The following is a 15,532-nucleotide window of genomic DNA, read 5'->3' as shown; positions in this document are numbered from 1 at the left end:
CTTATCGCGTTCCTTCGAGCGGGAGACGGGAACTAGGCTCGGTCTCGACGCAGTCGCTCAGAGTCGTGGTGGAACCAGGAACCACGTAGGCTGATACTGCGTTCCATCAATGCATGTCGCACGACGACGTTCGAAGGAGAACATCAGATGCAGATCAGCGGACAGGGTGCACTCATCACCGGTGGGGCCTCGGGCCTCGGACTCGCCACAGCGCGCCGACTCGTCGCCGCCGGCGCCCACGTCACGATCATCGACCTCGCATCGTCGAAGGGTGCTGAAGTCGCCGACGAGCTCGGCGGACTGTTCGTCGCCGCCGACGTCACGAGCGCCGACGAGGTGCAGGCCGCCGTCGCCGCCGCGCAGTCGGCCGCCCCTCTGCGCGTCGTCGTGAACTGCGCGGGCATCGCACCGCCCGCGAAGGTGCTCGACCGCGAGGGCAATCCGGCCGTGCTCTCCGACTTCGAGCGCGTGATCCGCATCAACCTCGTCGGTACGTTCAACGTCATCTCGCAGGCTTCTGCCGTGATCGCCAAGAACGAGCCCCATGACGAAGAGCGCGGCGTCATCGTCAACACCGCCAGCGTCGCCGCATTCGACGGCCAGATCGGCCAGCCCGCGTACTCCGCGTCCAAGGGCGGCGTGCACGCCATGACCCTCCCGGTGGCGCGCGAGCTCGCCCGCTACGGCATCCGGGTCTGCACGATCGCTCCCGGCATCATGGAGACCCCGATGCTGATGGGGCTCCCGCAGGCCGCGCAGGACTCCCTGGGTCAGCAGGTTCCGTTCCCGTCGCGCCTCGGTCGTCCCGATGAGTACGCCGCCCTCGTGCAGCAGATCGTCGAGAACGGCTACCTCAACGGCGAGACCATCCGCCTCGACGGCGCGATCCGCATGGCCCCGAGATAACCCGCCGTTCCGGCTGAGAACCAAGGAGAACCCATGTCTCTTGCAGGCAAGACCATCCTGATGTCGGGCGGCAGCCGTGGCATCGGCCTCGCGATCGCGCTGCGGGCAGCAGCCGACGGTGCGAACATCGCGATGCTCGCGAAGACCGACACCCCGCATCCGAAGCTCGAGGGCACGATCCACACCGCCGCCGAGCAGATCCGCGCTGCCGGCGGGAACGCGCTGCCGATCGTGGGCGATGTGCGCGACGACGATGACATCACCGAAGCGGTCATGAAGACGCAGGGCGAGTTCGGCGGGATCGACATCGTGATCAACAACGCCAGCGTCATCGATCTCTCGCGCTCGCTCGACCTGAACGCCAAGAAGTACGACCTGATGCAGGACGTGAACGTGCGCGGCACGTTCATGCTCTCTCGCGCGGCCGTGCCCATCCTGAAGGATGCCGAGAACCCGCACATCCTCTCACTCTCGCCGCCGCTCAACCCGACGCCGAAGTGGCTCGGCGCGCACACCGGATACACGCTCGCGAAGTTCGGCATGACGATGGCGACCCTCGGCCTTGCGGCGGAGTTCGCGCGCGACGGGATCGCGGCCAACACGCTCTGGCCGCGCACCACGATCGCGACCGCGGCGGTGCAGAACCTCCTCGGTGGAGACAAGGTCATGGCGGCGAGCCGCACGCCCGACATCTACGCGGACGCCGCGTATGCCGTGCTCCTCAAGCCCGCAGCGTCATACACGGGCCAGACGCTCATCGTCGAGGACGTGCTCGAAGCCGACGGCGTGACCGACTTCTCCGGCTACGCCGCGATCCCCGGCACCCCCGACAGCGCGCTCTTCCCCGACATCTTCCTCGACTGAGGGTGTCGGCCAGGGCGAAGGCTGGTCAGATGAGCAGGTAGACCGCGCCGACGATCGTGAGAGCGATCACGATGCGGTCGAACACGCGCTGATTCATGCGTCGGGCGACCTGGAGTCCGGCGAGCGCGCCGACCACCACGAGTGGGGCGAGCACGGCATCCATCAGCAGCACGGGAGTCTGGAACAGCCCGAGGCCTGCGAGGAACGGCACCTTGATCACGTTGATGATGGCGAAGAACCACGCGGACGTGCCGAGGAAGACCTGCACCGGGGTGCGGGTGGCCAGGAAGTACATCGACATGACCGGACCGCCGGCGTTCGCGACCATGGTGGTGAACCCGCCGAGCGTGCCGTAGGCGCCCGCGAGCAGGAGTCCACCGGAGGCCGGGGCCACGGTATCCGCCCTGCTCTGCCGCCACCGTCGCCAGAGCGTCACGGCGATCATCAGCAGCAGGATCACGCCGATCGCGCGACGGACCACTCCGTCGCCGGCGAGCGCCAGGAAGGCGAACCCGACCAGGAGGCCGGCGATGACAGCGGGGGCGAGCCGCAGCAGCGTGGGCCAATGGGCGTGACGGCGGTAGGCGAAAAGCGCGAACAGATCGCCGACCATCAGGAGCAGCAGGGTCGCCGCGGTCGAGGTGCGCGCCGGCAGGACCGCCGCGAACAGTGCGATCGCCAGGATGCTGCCGCCGGGCAGTGCCGTCTTCGAGATGCCGATCGTCACCGCGGCCACGGCGAGGGCCGCCCATGCCCAGGGCTCGAGGACGATCACCGTTCGAGCTCGGCGACGATCGCGTCGTAACCGCGGCTCGCGGCGAGGTCGACCGGGAGCACGCCGTCGCCGTCGGGGATGTCGATGCTCGCTCCGCCGTCGATGAGTGCGCGCACCACATCGACATACACGTCCGACCCGTCGCCGAGCACGATCGCCTCGTGCAGTGCCGTCCAGTTCAGGTCGTTCACGTGGTCGGGGTCGACTCCGGCCTCGAGCAGGATCTCGACGGTGGCGAGAAGCCCACGCTCGGATGCCGGGATCAGAGCGGTGCCGCCGAAGCGGTTCGTGCTGGTCAGGTCGGCGCCGTTCTCGAGCGTGAGGATGAGAATCTCATCGTGCCCGCGAGCGCCCGCGTACAGGTACGCGGAGTCCTGGATGTCGTCCTTCGCATTCACGTCAGCGCCGGCCGCGATGAGAGTCCGCGCCGCATCGACGTGATTCGCCTTGGTCGCCGCGATCAGCGCGGTCATGCCCTCGGATCCTCGCGCCTCGATCTCTGCGCCGGCATCGAGCGCCGCCTGCACGGCAGCGGCGTCTCCGGTCGCAGCTGCGGCGAGCAGATCACGAGTGGCGACGGTCATGGTGGCCTCCTGAGTCGGCGGGTGCGGATCCGGAGTCGACGGATCCGGCCCGGCTGTGCAGCCCGTCGCGGTCAGCAGCGTGATCGTGATCGCGCCGATGGCCAGCATTCGTCGTGCACCCATGCATCCGGTATACCAAATGATGCCGGGCGCAGGGCCGTCAGGCCCGAGTAGCTGCGAGCGCGGCGGCGAACCGGGCGGCGCGCTGCGCGAGGTCCGCCCAGTCGGATGCCTTGATCGATGCGCCGTTCGCGAGGTCTCCGCCGGCGCCGACCGCCACCGCACCGGCCGCGAACCAGGCCGCCAGGTTGTCGGGGCTCACGCCGCCCGTCGGCATCAGAGGCGCATCGGGGAACGGTCCGCGCAGGGCGCCGAGGTATGACGGGCCGCCGAGGGATGCCGGGAAGATCTTGACGACGTCGACGCCGAGCTCGAGCGCGCCCATGACCTCGGTCGGGGTCATCGCGCCGGTCATCACGACGCGGCCGGTGTCGAGCATGGTGCGGGTGAGGTGGGGGAGGGTGCCGGGGCTGACGAGGAATTCGGCTCCCGCATCGGCTGCCTGTGCCGCCTGTGCTGCCGTCGTCACGGTGCCGGCGCCGATGTAGGCGGCATCGCCGTGGCGGGCGATGAGCTCGCGGATCACGGCCGGTGCGTCGGGAGTGGAGAAGGTCACTTCGATCCCGGTGACACCGCCGCGGATGATCGCCTCCGACGCCTCGAGCGCCAGTTCAGGGGAGGGGGCGCGGAGGACGGCGAGGATGCCGGTGGTGCGGGCGCGGTCGAGACGGTCGGGCATGGGGCTCCTTCATCGGGCGGGCTCGTCCATTCTTCCGGGCGCAGCCTGTAATGACAAGTTGGTCAGGATGCGTGGCTGTGCGGCCAGGCCTCGATCAGGTCCTTCGACTCCTTGAGCCCGAGTCCGGTGTGCTCACGGAGCGCCTTGATCGCGGCGATCTTGGCGCCGCCGGCGACCAGCCTGTCGATGTCGGACGCCGCCGACGCAGGCAGCTGGGCGCGGACCGACGACGGGGTCGCCGCCGTCGGGGTGATCGAGGAGTGCGTGGCGGTGGTGTTCGACACGGCTGCGGTGTGGGGGGCCGTGGTGCTCACCGACCAGTGGTCGATGCGGTCCTTCGCCTCTTTGAGTCCTGTGCCGGAGTGGTCGCGGTACAGCTTGATGGCATGGATCTTCTGCCCGGCTGCGACGAGCCGGTCGATCTCGGCGATCACGGCAGGAGTGAGGCCCGAGGCGGCGGCGAGTGACGAGTACGCGGGAGCGGAACGCGAAGTCGTCGGCGCAGCGATGAAGGCCTGCGGCGCGGGCGGCTGGGGCCGGGTGTTGCGCACAGCGATCACGATGATCCAGATTCCGCCGACGATGATGCCGACGATGAAGAGGAGGAACCCCAGGAAAAGCCACGGGAGACTGTCCCATCCATCCATCGTGGGGGCAGTCTACGGGAGCAGCGTCCCGCGCCCCAGGGCGTTCCCATCCGTCACCGCGTACCCTGGAGGGTATGACCGAGACTCCCCGCACGCGCGAGACGCGCCCCGCAGCATCCGCGTCCGCTCCGCAGGGTCGGCCCGCCCAGGGCAAGGTCCGCGAGACCAAGAAGCCACAGGTGCGCCCTGCGACCGAGGGCTGGACCCAGCAGAAGGATGCCGAGGGGCGTCCGCTCCTGCAGTTCGCGAGCCCCAAGCGCGGCAAGCCGCCGGTGCACCTGGCCGACCTCACCCCGGCCGAGCGTATCGAGAAGGTGAAGGAGCTCGGGCTTCCCGGCTTCCGCGCGAAGCAGCTTTCGACGCACTACTTCCGCCACTACACGTCAGACCCCGAGCACATGACCGACCTCCCGGCAGACACCCGGGAGCAGCTCGTCGGCGGGATGCTGCCGCCGCTGCTCACCGAGGTGCGACGCCTCGAGACCGACAAGGGCGACACGATCAAGTTCCTGTGGCGCCTGCATGACGGCGCGCTGGTCGAGTCGGTCCTCATGCGCTACCCCGGCCGCATCACGCTGTGCGTGTCGAGCCAGGCCGGCTGCGGCATGAACTGCCCGTTCTGCGCGACCGGACAGGCGGGGCTGACCCGCAACATGTCGACCGCCGAGATCATCGAGCAGATCGTGCGCGCCAACCGTCTGATCGCCGAGGGCGGCCTCGGCGGCAAGAAGGCCGACGACCACAGCATGGAGCGCGTCTCGAACATCGTCTTCATGGGGATGGGTGAGCCGCTCGCCAACTACAAGCGCGTCATGGATGCGGTGCGCTCGATGGTCGCCCCGCAGCCCGACGGCCTCGGCATGAGTGCCCGTGGCATCACCGTGTCGACGGTCGGCCTGGTGCCCGCGATCAAGAAGCTGGCCGACGAGGGCATCCCCGTCACCTTCGCGCTGTCGCTGCACGCACCGGACGACCACCTGCGCGACGAGCTCATCCCGGTGAACTCGCGGTGGAAGGTCGACGAGGCGCTCGACGCCGCCCGCTACTACTACGAGAAGACCGGTCGCCGTGTCTCGATCGAGTACGCGCTGATCAAGGACATGAACGACCACGGCTGGCGTGCCGACCTGCTGGCCGACAAGCTCAACGAGCGCGGTCGCGGGTGGGTGCACGTGAACCCGATCCCGCTGAACCCGACGCCCGGCTCGATCTGGACCGCATCCGAGAAAGACGTCACGAACGAGTTCGTGCGTCGCCTCAACGACGCCGGCATCCCGACGACCCTCCGCGACACCCGCGGCAAGGAGATCGACGGCGCCTGCGGTCAGCTCGTCGCCACCACCGAAGACGAGGCTGCCTCCGCCGCGATGGCCTGAGGCGCAGACGCGATGGTCTGAGGCGCACCCGTGCGGCGTCCGTCTGCGGCGCCGAGACGTTCGGCGCGGTCGAGCCATCGCGTGATGGTGGCACTGCTCGCGTCCTTCACGCCGAGCATGCGATGCGTGCGCACCGAGCGGATCCCGCAGAAGCGCATCGTCCCTCGGGCGACGTGGGTCTGCGCGGGGAGCCCCGTGAACGGCACGAAGTACCAGGGTGTGTCCGCGAGCAGGAGCAGGCGGCCGTTGCGCGCAGGCAGCAGCCCCTCGACGAGGCCGAGCTTCGTGTAGCGGTACTCCTGCTGCGGCAGCAGAGCGCGGTCGAAGAAGCCCTTGAGCATGGCGGGGACCGACCCCCACCACAGCGGCGTCGCGATGACGACCGTGTCGGCGCTCTGCAGCGCGAGCTTCGCCTCGACGAGGTCGGGCTCCAGCGTCATGCGCTCTCGGTAGCCGAAGCGCAGGTTGGGGTCGAAGTCGAGGTCACGCAGCGCGAGCACGCGGGCGTCGCCGTGTCCTGTGGCATAGCGCTGGGCGAGCGCGGCGGTCAGGGAGCGGGCGTCGGGGTGGCCGTCGATCACGAGAGCAGTCATGGCGTTGTTCCTATCTGGACAGTGTCAAGCTGGTGGACACTGTCAAGATAGGAGATGATGTTGCTCATGTCAAGTTCGAAGGATGGCTACCACCACGGCGATCTCGCCCGTGCCCTGGAAGATGCCGCCATGCAGCTGCTGGAGCGCATGCCCGCGGCGGAGATCAGCCTGCGCGAGGTCGCACGGGCCGCGAACGTCAGCCACAACGCCCCGTACCACCACTTCTCCGACCGGCTCGGACTCCTCAAGGCGATCGCCGAGCGCAGCATGGCCGACCTCCTCGGGCAGGTCCGCGCCGCTGCCGAGAAGGCCTCGCCCCCGCGGGCAGCACTCACCGACGGCGGCTCGGCGTACATCCGCTTCGCCGTCGAGCACCCGCACGCGTTCGATGCCGTCTACGACCCGACGGTCTGCGTCCCCGGATCACCGACAGCGACGATGGCACCCCTGATCGATGGGCTCGAGGCCGTGCTCGCCGAGGGGGCGGCCGCGGTGGGCCTTGACCGTCCGTCCGATGTGGTGGCGCTCTGGGGGCTGATCCACGGCCTCGGCACGCTCGCCGCAGCCGGCCACTTCACACTCGACGACGGTCTTTCCGCCTACGCCGCAGCACTCGATCGGCTGCTCCCGGGAGACTGAATTCTCCTGGATCTGCGGGAACCTGTGAGTCGCTCAAAGGACTCTTCCACGCGATGCACAGGCGAAGTTTCGTAGATTGTCGGGATGCCCTATTCCGCCCACAGGCCGGGTCGCTACGACTCGCAGGGTCGGATCATCCTCGACAGCGAACCCGACGCCGTCACGGATGACCTCGACTTTCTGCGCGAGTACGAGCCCTCCGGCACCGACGACGCCACCCGAGAGGCGCCCGTCACAGCCCCCGCCGAGGCGACCCCGATCGCCGATGCGATCGCGGATGACCCCGCCCCCGCGAAGCCTCCGCGTCAGCCGCGCGTCCGCAAGCCCCGCAAGAAGCGCGAACCGCGCACTCGCGGCTCGCGCGCACGGACCCTGGCGATCCTCGGAGGAGCGGAAGGCGAGATCCTCGACCGCGTCCCCGGCGAGACCCCGCGCTTCGTCCAGATGTTCTTCGTGCTCGCCGGCACCGCGCTCGTCTCGGCGATCTCGATGCTCTTCGCCCTCACCACCGGTGTGCAGGCGGCCATGTGGCTGGCCGTGCCGCTGGCGCTCGTGTGGGCGCTCATCATCTTCAACCTCGACCGCTTCCTCACCTCCACCATGAGCTCGACCAGGAACGTGTGGCGCCTCATCGGCCTCGCGATCCCGCGTGTGATCATGGCAGCGATCATCGGCTTCGTCGTCGCCGAGCCGCTGGTCCTGCAGATCTTCCACAACGACATCGCCCGCGAGGTCGCCTCCACCAACATCTCGCAGTCGCAGTCCGATCAGGAGGCCTTGGAGACGGGACCGGAGAAGATCGCGCTGGACGCAGCGACCGCCAAGGTCGCAGCGCTCGAGAACCAGGCGGCGACAGGCATCGTGGCCGGCACCGATTCCTCATCGGCGACCGAGTCGGCAGCCCAGGCCACGGTCGACGACGTGACGGCGAAGATGACCGCCCAGCAGGCCGTGATCGACCAGGCGCGCGTGCTGTACCAGTGCGAACTCACCGGTGAGGGTGCCGGCACGGTTCCCGGCTGCACCGGCGTCAACGGCCAGGGAGCCAGTTCGGACGCCGCGAAGGCACAGCTCGCCGAGGCCCAGCAGACCTACGACGCGCTCGCCGCGCAGCTGCGCACGGCGAACGAGGAGCTCGCCGCCGCCGGCACTGCCGCCAAGGAGAACACCTCGTCCTCCGAGACGCAGAACCGCGAGCAGGCGAACTCGCAGTTGCCGACCGCCCGTGACTCCTACGACCAGGCGCTCGCCGCGTACAACGCGCGAGCGGATGCCGTGGCGCAGGGCAATGCGGGAGCTGTCGGACTGCTCAGCCAGATCAGCGGACTGAACCGGCTGAGCGAGAAGGAGCCCTCGATCCTGTGGGCGCACATCCTGATCGCCGCGCTGTTCTTCATGATCGAGCTGCTGCCGGTGCTGGTGAAGGTGCTCACGAGCTACGGCGATCCGAGCCTGTACGAGAAGGCCGCCGCGATCCGCAAGCAGGTCGCGCTGGACAGGGTGACGGCCGAGGGTTTCCGCGACCGCGCGGACATCGTCGTCTCGACGCCGTCGACCCCATCGCCGACGACGTCGGCTGCCACGACGTCGGCTGCCACGACGTCGGCTGCCACGACGTCGGCTGCGGCGTCTTCCGCTCAGGCGACCTGACGCTGCGGCATTCCTTCCGGTCGCAGTTGCTGCCGTCCGCTCACGCGATGAGCGGCAGGAACTGCGACCGGAAGCAGCACGTCGGCGATCACGGAGCCGGGACGATGCGGGGCCGCCAGAGTCAGCGAGCGGATCAGTGCGACCGTCGACGGTGAGCGCGACCATGCGGATCCGGTGAGGGCCGCCTCGATCAGGGCCAGCGGCTGCTGCAGTGCCGGATCGTGCTGACGCGCGTCGTCACTGAGCCACTCGACGAGCTCGGCTATGGTCCAATTCGGATCAATTGGCTCAAGATCGGAGGCGAGGGTGGTCAATGGTGTGTCCATTGGTCCAGAATCAGGTCTCATGAGCGCGGATGACAGGGCCAATGAGCGGCCACTGGACCACGGATCGGCCCCGGATGCCTCTCGGTCCCTCGTGCGCGGCGGCGAGGTGTCATCGGATGCGCTCTCGGCGCGACTCGGTCGCTGGACGCATGGCGACGGCACGCTCGCCACTCGGCTCGCGCGAGGCATCGAAGCGCTGATCGGGAGCGGCGAGCTGCGTTCGGGCGACCGGCTGCCGGCCGAGCGGGCGCTCGCCGCTGCAGGCTCGGTGTCGCGCGGAACGGTCGTCGCCGCATACGCGGACCTCGCCGAACGTGGCCTGGTGGATCGGCGGCAGGGGAGTGGCACGCGTATCGCCGGTGCCGTGGCAACCTCCGTGCCTGCCCAGCGACCGGGACGCGGCGAAGCACTGTTCTCCGCCCTGCCCAATGCGATCGATCTGCTGCGCACCGTGCCGCAGATCTCCGAACTCGGGGTGCAACTCATCCGCGATCACAAACCGCGACTCGACCTCGCCCTGCTGCCCGAGACCGATCCCGCAGGCCTCCCTGCACTGCGGACCCTCATCGCCGACATGTACACCGCGGAGGGGACGCCGACCACGCCCGAGCAGATCCTCGTCACGCATGGCGCGCAACAGGCGATCAGTCTCGTGGTCAACGCGCTCGTGGGCCCCGGTGACATCGTGCTCGCCGAAGAGATCACCTGGCCGGGAGTCACCGATTCGGTCGGCCTGCGCGGCGGCACGGTGCACGGCATCCCGATGGGCGACGACGGCCTCGATGTCGTTGCGCTCGAGCAGGCACTCGCGCGACTGCGACCCGTGCTCGTCGCACTCAACCCGCACCACCAGAACCCGACGGGGTCGCGCCTGCCCGCCGCCGCGCGGCATCGCATCGCAGAGCTCGCCGCGCAGTATGGCGTGCCGGTGATCGAGGACCGCGTGCTCGCCGGCATCTCGTTCGACGGGGTGGTGCCGCCCACGCTCGCGGCCGAGCGCGCCGATGCCCCCGTCATCGTGGTCGAGTCGGTGTCGAAGTGGGTGTGGGCGGGGCTGCGGATCGGCTGGCTGCGCGCCGACCCCGTGCTCGTGCGACGTCTGCGCGGTGCGCGGCAGCTCGCCGACCAGTCCACGAGTGTGCCGGGGCAGCTGCTCGCCCTCGACCTGATCGCCCGCGCCGACGACCTCCGAAGGGCCAACAGCCGCATCCACCAGGAGCGACTGAGGCTGCTGCAGAGCCTGATGGCCGAACACCTGCCCGAGTGGACCGTCGACCCTCCCCGCGGCGGGCTGTCGCTGTGGGTCGCGCTGCCGGCGGGGTCTGCGGCCGCGCTCGCCCGCGTCGCCGCCGCCCACGGTGTCTCGATCGCCGGGAGTGCGGCCTTCGCCGTCGCTACCTCGCCCGACGACCACATCCGCATCCCCTTCACCGCGCCCGACGATGTGCTCACCGAAGGCATCCGCCGGCTCGGTGCGGCCTGGCGTGAGTATCGGGAGAATCTCGGGATGCGTTCCTAGGATGACCCGCATGACACGGATGCAGCGTCGGACCCTGTGGATCTCGATCGCCGGCGTGCTCGCCGTCACGGCCTATGCGGCGTTGGCGGCGGTGCAGATCCTCGTGCTGAACCCGCTCGCCGCGGCCCCCGGCCTCACGCTCGACGAGATCGGGTCCGAGATGGCGAACGCGGGGGAGAATCTCAGCGAGGGCGCGATGTTCTTCATCCTCGGCATCGGCGTGGTCTTTGCCGTGGTGCTCGCCGTGGTCTCGATCGGCACGGGCGCGCATCCTCTGGTGCCGACGATCGGCTTCCTGGTGCTGCTGATGCTCGGTACGATCGGCTACTTCGCTGCCTCGTTCGGCGCCGGAATGGGGCTCGCCGACGCATTCGGGATCAGCGGTGGCGACTACTCACCCTGGGCCGTGCCGCTCTACGCCGTGAGCGCGCTCTACGGGGTCGCACTCGTCGTCGTGGGCATCATGTCCGCGGTGCGTCAGCGCCCTGCCCGCGCCGTCGCCTGACGCCGTCCGCCGCATCCGGCCCTGTCATAGTGGGCAGCCAGTAGCGTTGATCCATGGTCAACTATCGCTATCTCGGCAACAGCGGTCTCAAGGTCTCGGAGATCACCTACGGCAACTGGGTCACCCACGCCTCGCAGGTCGGCGACGACGCCGCCGTCAAGACCGTGCATGCCGCACTGGATGCCGGAATCACCACGTTCGACACAGCGGACACCTACGCCAACACGGCGGCTGAGGTCGTGCTCGGCAAGGCACTGGAGGGTCAGCGCCGCGAGGGGCTGGAGATCTTCACGAAGGTCTACTTCCCGACCGGTCCGAAGGGGCCGAACGACACCGGCCTGAGCCGCAAGCACATCTTCGAGTCGATCAACGGCTCGCTCACCCGCCTCGGCACCGACTACGTCGACCTGTACCAGGCGCACCGCTTCGACTACGAGACCCCGCTGGAGGAGACGTTCCAGGCGTTCGCCGACGTCGTCCGTCAGGGCAAGGCGCTCTACATCGGCGTCTCCGAGTGGACGGCCGAGCAGCTGCGCGAGGGGCACGCTCTCGCCAAGCAGCTCGGTATCCAGCTCATCTCGAACCAGCCGCAGTACTCGATGCTGTGGCGTGTGATCGAGGGCAAGGTCGTGCCGGCCTCTGAAGAGCTCGGCATCTCGCAGATCGTCTGGTCGCCGATGGCGCAAGGCGTGCTCAGCGGCAAGTACCTGCCCGGTCAGCCGGTGCCCGAGGGCTCGCGCGCGACCGACCCGCACAGCGGCGCCGACTTCATCAAGAGCTTCCTGCAGGACGACATCCTCACCGCCGTCCAGCGCCTGAAGCCCATCGCCGAGCAGGCCGGGCTCTCGATGCCGCAGCTCGCGATCGCGTGGGTTCTGCAGAATCCGAACGTGGCGGCGGCCCTGGTCGGGGCCTCCCGTCCGGAGCAGCTCGCCGAGACCGTCAAGGCCTCTGGAGTGAAGCTCGACGCCGACACCCTCGCCGCGATCGACACGGCCCTGGGCGACACGGTCAACCGCGACGCCGAGGCGACGTACTCGACCTCGCCGAAGTCCCGTCTGGTCTGAACCACAGGTTCGAATCGCGCAAATGGCCCCATCCGCCTGGCAGATGGGGCCATTTGCGAGATCCGAGGGCTACTCCTTGACGGCGCCGGCGGTCAGGCCCTGCACGATCCAGCGGCTCGCGAGTGCGAACATCGCCATGGTCGGCAGGATCGTCAGGACGGCTGCGGCGCTCATCGAACCCCAGTCGACGTTGAACGTCGAGATGAAGCCGTTCAGCGCCGAGGGCACGGTGCGGTTCGCATCGGTGTTCATGAGCACGACCGACAGGAACAGCTCGTTCCAGCAGTTCACGAAGTTGAAGATGAACGCCGCGATGATGCAGGGGGTCATCACCGGCACGAGCACCCGGAACAGGGCGCCGAGGCGTGAGCATCCGTCGATCATCGCCGCCTCTTCGAGCGCGTCCGGCACGTTCTCGAAGAAGCCGCGGAGCATGACCGTCGAGAACGGGATGCAGATCGCGATGTAGACGAGGATGAGTCCTGGCTTGGTGTCGACCAGACCGAGGTCGGTCATCATCGAGTACAGCGGACCGAGCGCGATGAACGCCGGAATCATCTGCGTGAGCAGGAATGCGATCAGGACCGCTCCCTTTCCGCGGAACTCGAACCGGGCGAGCACGTAGGCGCTCAGCAGGGCGATGAGCGTCGCCACCGCCCCGCCGACGACGGCGACCAGGGCGGAGTTGCCGAGGAAGACGCCGAACGAGCTCTTCTGGAACAGGCTGATGTAATTCTCGAGCGACGGCTCGCTCGGCCAGTACTCGATCGGGAAGCGGTTGATCGTGCCCGGCGACTTGATCGACGTGAGCGCGATCCAATACAGCGGGAACAGCGTGATCACGAGCCAGAGCCCGAGACCCACGACGCGGACGACGCCGCCGATCGTGACGCGGGGCTTCGGGCGTGGTGCGGATGCCGGATCCGGCACGGTGATGCGCCGGGTCTCGGTGATCGAGGACCCCGTCCGGGAGGTGTCTGTCATGGTCATCGCTGCACTCTCCGCATCGCCATCAGGTAGAACGCGCAGAACACGAACAGGACGGCCATCACGATGAGGCCGATCGCGCTCGCGAAGCCGTAGTTGCCCTGCTGGGTGTAGTTGATCATCCAGGTCGTGATGATGTGCGTCTGGTTGGCGGGGCCGCCGTTGGTCATCGCGTAGATGATGTCGGGGAAGTTGAAGATCCAGATCACCCGCAGCAGGATCGTCAGCAGCAGCGTCATCGAGATGTACGGGATGATGATCGAGAACAGCTGCCGGAACTTGCCCGCGCCGTCGAGGCTCGCAGCCTCCAGCATCTCGTCGGGCACCGACTGCAGGGCTGCGAGGATCATGATCGCGAAGAACGTCACTCCGTACCAGACGTTCGCGACGATCACCGCGAACATCGCGAGCTTCGGATCGGCCAGCCAGGGCAGCGGTGCGTCGATCAGCCCCGCCTTCATGAGCAGGTCGTTGACCACGCCGAACTCGGCGTTGAACATCCAACGGAACAGCATGCCGATCAGGAAGCCCGACACCGCCCACGGGAAGAACACGAGCGCCTGGTAGAGCCCGCGGAAGCGGAACTTCTTGCGCAGGGCCAGCGCGATCAGGAACCCGATCACGAGCTGCGGCACGAGCGAGCCGACGACCCACAGCACTGAGTTCCACGCCACTGTCGGGAAGGCCGGATCGCGGAACACCGCGAGGAAGTTGTCGAAGCCCACGAACGGCGTCGAGGTGAGGTCCCACAGGTTCCAGTCGTGGAAGGCCATGCGCGCGCCCTGCAGCATCGGCCAGTAGGTGAACCAGCAGACGAAGACGATCGCCGGTGCGAGGAAGGCCAGCAGCGTCCATGCCTGGCGGCCTCGGAACGGGCGGCGTCGAGGGGATGCCGGGGAGGCCCCGACGGCGGTCTGCTGCGAAGCAGTGCCGACGGAGCCTCCCTCAAGAGCGGTGCGGGCCACAGGTCAGCCCTTTTCCGCGGCGTACTTCTCGGTCCAGAACGCATCCCACGAGGCCAGCAGGTCGCTGGTCGACATGTTGCCCAGCAGCACGTTCTGCACGTCCTGGTCGGACTTCTGGATCCACTCGGTCCACCAGCTGACCCCGCGCGGCTGGCGCACGTTGACGTAGGTCTCCGGGTCGTCCGTCATCGTGACGTAGCTCGTCCAGGGGCCGGAGGCGTAGAACTCGTCGTCTGCGGCGGCGGAGATGATCGGCACCAGGCTGTTGGCTTGCGCGAACTCGGTGGCGGGCTCGGCCGATGAGAGGAACTCGACCAGCTTGACGGCCGCCTCCTTGCTCTCGCTGGCCTCAGCGACGCCCCAGCCGGCGACGGCGAGCGGCTGCGCAGCCTTGCCCGAAGGGCCGACGAGCAGCGGAGCGGTGTCCCACTGGTCTTCCGTCAGCGAGGAGTCCTGCACCGTCGCGATGACCTCGGGGTCCTGCAGCAGGAAGGCGGTGGTGCCGTTCGTGAAGCCGGCGACCATCTCGGGGTAGCCCCACGAGACGGCCGAGGGCGGGGAGGCCTCCGTGAACAGGTCGAAGTAGTCGTCGACGGCATCCTGCGCCTCGGGCGCGGCGAAGATCGTCGATCCGTCTTCCATGAGGAACGCGTCGTCGACGTCGAGTCCGTCGATCGTGTACGCCTCGATGGCCGCGACCACGTTGCTGTTGGCGTTCTGGCCACCGCGGAAGGCGTAGCCGTAGATGTTGTTCGACGGGTCCTGGATCTTGCTCGCCTGCTCCAGAAGGTCTTTCCAGCTGTGCGGCGGACCGTCGAAGCCGGCGTCCTTCACGAGGTCCGTGCGGTAGAACAGCGACAGCCCGTAGAAGCCGTAGGGCACGAAGTAGCTCTTGCCGTCGGCGGCGACCGAGGCGGACTGGGCGTTGTCGGTCAGGGCATCCCAGCCGTCCCACTTCTCGAGGTCGGGGGCGAGGTCGTACAGCCAGCCGTTGTTGGCGAAGGGGCCGACCGTGATGTCACGGACTTCGAGTACGTCGACGCCCTTGCCGGACTGCAGCATCTGCTGGATCTTCGCATCTGCCTGCTCGGTGGGCGGTGAGACGAGGTTGACCGTGATCTTCGGGTTCGCCTTCTCGAAGTCGTCGAGCAGCCCGCGCAGGAGCTCGGTGCGGGCAGGGTTGGTCAGGCTCTCGACCATCTGCAAGGTGACGGTGCCGTCGGCCGACGGGCCGGAGCTTGCGGAACAGCCGGTGAGAGCGAGGACGGCGACGGTGCCGAATCCCGCTGCGGTCGTCAAGATCTTGTTCTTCACGATGTGCCTCTCGGTG

Annotated in this window: 17 protein-coding genes; 8 read left to right on the top strand and 9 right to left on the bottom strand. The window is 68.3% G+C overall.

Annotation, left to right across the window (positions count from 1 at the left end):
* Positions 1-147 precede the first annotated feature (147 nt).
* Together CQ040_RS14080 and CQ040_RS14075 are read left to right on the top strand one after the other, a co-directional pair.
* Complete coding sequence (locus tag CQ040_RS14080; protein WP_105527455.1) at positions 148-906, top strand: SDR family NAD(P)-dependent oxidoreductase; 759 nt, start codon at positions 148-150, stop codon at positions 904-906.
* A 33-nt stretch (positions 907-939) separates the two neighbouring features.
* Positions 940-1,770 (top strand): NAD(P)-dependent oxidoreductase, encoded by an 831-nt coding sequence (locus CQ040_RS14075; protein WP_028500808.1) that lies wholly within the window; start codon positions 940-942, stop codon positions 1,768-1,770.
* Between the two features lie 25 nt (positions 1,771-1,795).
* On the opposite strand, the gene CQ040_RS14070 is transcribed toward CQ040_RS14075, so the two are convergent.
* The 4 genes from CQ040_RS14070 to CQ040_RS21240 form a co-directional block, all read right to left on the bottom strand.
* Complete coding sequence (locus tag CQ040_RS14070) at positions 1,796-2,545, bottom strand: sulfite exporter TauE/SafE family protein (protein ID WP_105527456.1); 750 nt, start codon at positions 2,543-2,545, stop codon at positions 1,796-1,798.
* Entirely contained in the window at positions 2,542-3,252 is a 711-nt protein-coding gene (locus tag CQ040_RS14065; protein WP_105527457.1) for an ankyrin repeat domain-containing protein, read from the bottom strand. Before CQ040_RS14065 ends, CQ040_RS14070 begins: the two co-directional genes overlap by 4 nt.
* Before the next feature lie 37 nt (positions 3,253-3,289).
* The gene (locus tag CQ040_RS14060; protein ID WP_105527458.1) at positions 3,290-3,928 is read right to left on the bottom strand and encodes a bifunctional 4-hydroxy-2-oxoglutarate aldolase/2-dehydro-3-deoxy-phosphogluconate aldolase; all 639 of its coding nucleotides are present in this window, start codon (positions 3,926-3,928) and stop codon (positions 3,290-3,292) included.
* 62 nt (positions 3,929-3,990) lie between these two features.
* Positions 3,991-4,575, bottom strand: a complete 585-nt coding sequence (locus tag CQ040_RS21240; RefSeq protein WP_374954138.1) for a ribosomal protein L7/L12 — start codon at positions 4,573-4,575, stop codon at positions 3,991-3,993.
* Between the two features lie 74 nt (positions 4,576-4,649).
* On the opposite strand from CQ040_RS21240, the gene rlmN reads away from it, so the two are divergent.
* Entirely contained in the window at positions 4,650-5,951 is a 1,302-nt protein-coding gene (rlmN, locus tag CQ040_RS14050) for a 23S rRNA (adenine(2503)-C(2))-methyltransferase RlmN (protein ID WP_181156944.1), read from the top strand.
* Here the strand turns inward: rlmN and CQ040_RS14045 are convergent.
* The gene (locus tag CQ040_RS14045; RefSeq protein WP_105527459.1) at positions 5,900-6,544 is read right to left on the bottom strand and encodes an NAD(P)H-dependent oxidoreductase; all 645 of its coding nucleotides are present in this window, start codon (positions 6,542-6,544) and stop codon (positions 5,900-5,902) included. The two genes, rlmN and CQ040_RS14045, sit on opposite strands and share 52 nt — an antisense overlap.
* A gap of 66 nt (positions 6,545-6,610) precedes the next feature.
* Here CQ040_RS14045 and CQ040_RS14040 point away from each other — a divergent pair, with 66 nt between their 5' ends.
* Both CQ040_RS14040 and CQ040_RS14035 read left to right on the top strand, forming a co-directional pair.
* Positions 6,611-7,183 carry a TetR/AcrR family transcriptional regulator gene (locus tag CQ040_RS14040; RefSeq protein ID WP_105527478.1) on the top strand — a complete coding sequence of 191 codons (573 nt, stop codon included), beginning with the start codon at positions 6,611-6,613 and terminating at the stop codon, positions 7,181-7,183.
* An 84-nt stretch (positions 7,184-7,267) separates the two neighbouring features.
* Positions 7,268-8,833 carry a DUF4407 domain-containing protein gene (locus tag CQ040_RS14035; RefSeq protein ID WP_258131411.1) on the top strand — a complete coding sequence of 522 codons (1,566 nt, stop codon included), beginning with the start codon at positions 7,268-7,270 and terminating at the stop codon, positions 8,831-8,833.
* On the opposite strand, the gene CQ040_RS14025 is transcribed toward CQ040_RS14035, so the two are convergent.
* Positions 8,821-9,159: a hypothetical protein gene (locus CQ040_RS14025; protein ID WP_105527460.1), complete on the bottom strand. Its 339-nt coding sequence runs from the start codon at positions 9,157-9,159 to the stop codon at positions 8,821-8,823. The genes CQ040_RS14035 and CQ040_RS14025 overlap by 13 nt on opposite strands.
* Positions 9,160-9,178: 19 nt before the next feature.
* Here CQ040_RS14025 and CQ040_RS14020 point away from each other — a divergent pair, with 19 nt between their 5' ends.
* Genes CQ040_RS14020 through CQ040_RS14010 form a run of 3 tightly spaced genes read left to right on the top strand, consistent with a single transcriptional unit; the run spans position 9,179 to position 12,250 of the window.
* On the top strand, positions 9,179-10,678 hold the full coding sequence (locus tag CQ040_RS14020) for a PLP-dependent aminotransferase family protein (RefSeq protein ID WP_258131410.1): 1,500 nt from the start codon (positions 9,179-9,181) through the stop codon (positions 10,676-10,678).
* Positions 10,679-10,688: 10 nt separating this feature from the next.
* Positions 10,689-11,183 carry a hypothetical protein gene (locus CQ040_RS14015; protein WP_105527462.1) on the top strand — a complete coding sequence of 165 codons (495 nt, stop codon included), beginning with the start codon at positions 10,689-10,691 and terminating at the stop codon, positions 11,181-11,183.
* Positions 11,184-11,236: 53 nt separating this feature from the next.
* Positions 11,237-12,250 carry an aldo/keto reductase family protein gene (locus tag CQ040_RS14010; RefSeq protein ID WP_028500799.1) on the top strand — a complete coding sequence of 338 codons (1,014 nt, stop codon included), beginning with the start codon at positions 11,237-11,239 and terminating at the stop codon, positions 12,248-12,250.
* A gap of 69 nt (positions 12,251-12,319) precedes the next feature.
* On the opposite strand, the gene CQ040_RS14005 is transcribed toward CQ040_RS14010, so the two are convergent.
* From CQ040_RS14005 to CQ040_RS13995, 3 genes are read right to left on the bottom strand one after another with little or no spacing between them, the layout of a single operon-like run.
* Entirely contained in the window at positions 12,320-13,240 is a 921-nt protein-coding gene (locus tag CQ040_RS14005; RefSeq protein WP_219844722.1) for a carbohydrate ABC transporter permease, read from the bottom strand.
* Positions 13,237-14,202 carry a carbohydrate ABC transporter permease gene (locus CQ040_RS14000; RefSeq protein ID WP_105527463.1) on the bottom strand — a complete coding sequence of 322 codons (966 nt, stop codon included), beginning with the start codon at positions 14,200-14,202 and terminating at the stop codon, positions 13,237-13,239. The genes CQ040_RS14005 and CQ040_RS14000 overlap by 4 nt, the downstream gene beginning before the upstream one ends.
* A gap of 3 nt (positions 14,203-14,205) precedes the next feature.
* Positions 14,206-15,516: a sugar ABC transporter substrate-binding protein gene (locus CQ040_RS13995; RefSeq protein WP_105527464.1), complete on the bottom strand. Its 1,311-nt coding sequence runs from the start codon at positions 15,514-15,516 to the stop codon at positions 14,206-14,208.
* Positions 15,517-15,532: the final 16 nt, after the last annotated feature.

The organism is Microbacterium sp. MYb54 (assembly GCF_002979515.1).
Classification (GTDB): Bacteria; Actinomycetota; Actinomycetes; order Actinomycetales; family Microbacteriaceae; genus Microbacterium.
Note: the sequence above shows the minus strand (reverse complement) of the source record. Positions and strands in the feature narration are given on the sequence as shown.

Coding starts and splice junctions, on each gene's coding strand:
- CQ040_RS14005 (WP_219844722.1), bottom strand. CDS start 13,240: ATGACCATGACAGACACCTCCCGGACGGGGTCCTCGATCACCGAGACC.
- CQ040_RS14025 (WP_105527460.1), bottom strand. CDS start 9,159: ATGGACACACCATTGACCACCCTCGCCTCCGATCTTGAGCCAATTGAT.
- CQ040_RS14035 (WP_258131411.1), top strand. CDS start 7,268: ATGCCCTATTCCGCCCACAGGCCGGGTCGCTACGACTCGCAGGGTCGG.
- CQ040_RS14075 (WP_028500808.1), top strand. CDS start 940: ATGTCTCTTGCAGGCAAGACCATCCTGATGTCGGGCGGCAGCCGTGGC.
- rlmN (WP_181156944.1), top strand. CDS start 4,650: ATGACCGAGACTCCCCGCACGCGCGAGACGCGCCCCGCAGCATCCGCG.
- CQ040_RS14015 (WP_105527462.1), top strand. CDS start 10,689: ATGACACGGATGCAGCGTCGGACCCTGTGGATCTCGATCGCCGGCGTG.
- CQ040_RS14065 (WP_105527457.1), bottom strand. CDS start 3,252: ATGGGTGCACGACGAATGCTGGCCATCGGCGCGATCACGATCACGCTG.
- CQ040_RS14010 (WP_028500799.1), top strand. CDS start 11,237: ATGGTCAACTATCGCTATCTCGGCAACAGCGGTCTCAAGGTCTCGGAG.
- CQ040_RS14060 (WP_105527458.1), bottom strand. CDS start 3,928: ATGCCCGACCGTCTCGACCGCGCCCGCACCACCGGCATCCTCGCCGTC.
- CQ040_RS14080 (WP_105527455.1), top strand. CDS start 148: ATGCAGATCAGCGGACAGGGTGCACTCATCACCGGTGGGGCCTCGGGC.
- CQ040_RS14045 (WP_105527459.1), bottom strand. CDS start 6,544: ATGACTGCTCTCGTGATCGACGGCCACCCCGACGCCCGCTCCCTGACC.
- CQ040_RS14040 (WP_105527478.1), top strand. CDS start 6,611: ATGTCAAGTTCGAAGGATGGCTACCACCACGGCGATCTCGCCCGTGCC.
- CQ040_RS14020 (WP_258131410.1), top strand. CDS start 9,179: ATGAGCGCGGATGACAGGGCCAATGAGCGGCCACTGGACCACGGATCG.
- CQ040_RS21240 (WP_374954138.1), bottom strand. CDS start 4,575: ATGGATGGATGGGACAGTCTCCCGTGGCTTTTCCTGGGGTTCCTCCTC.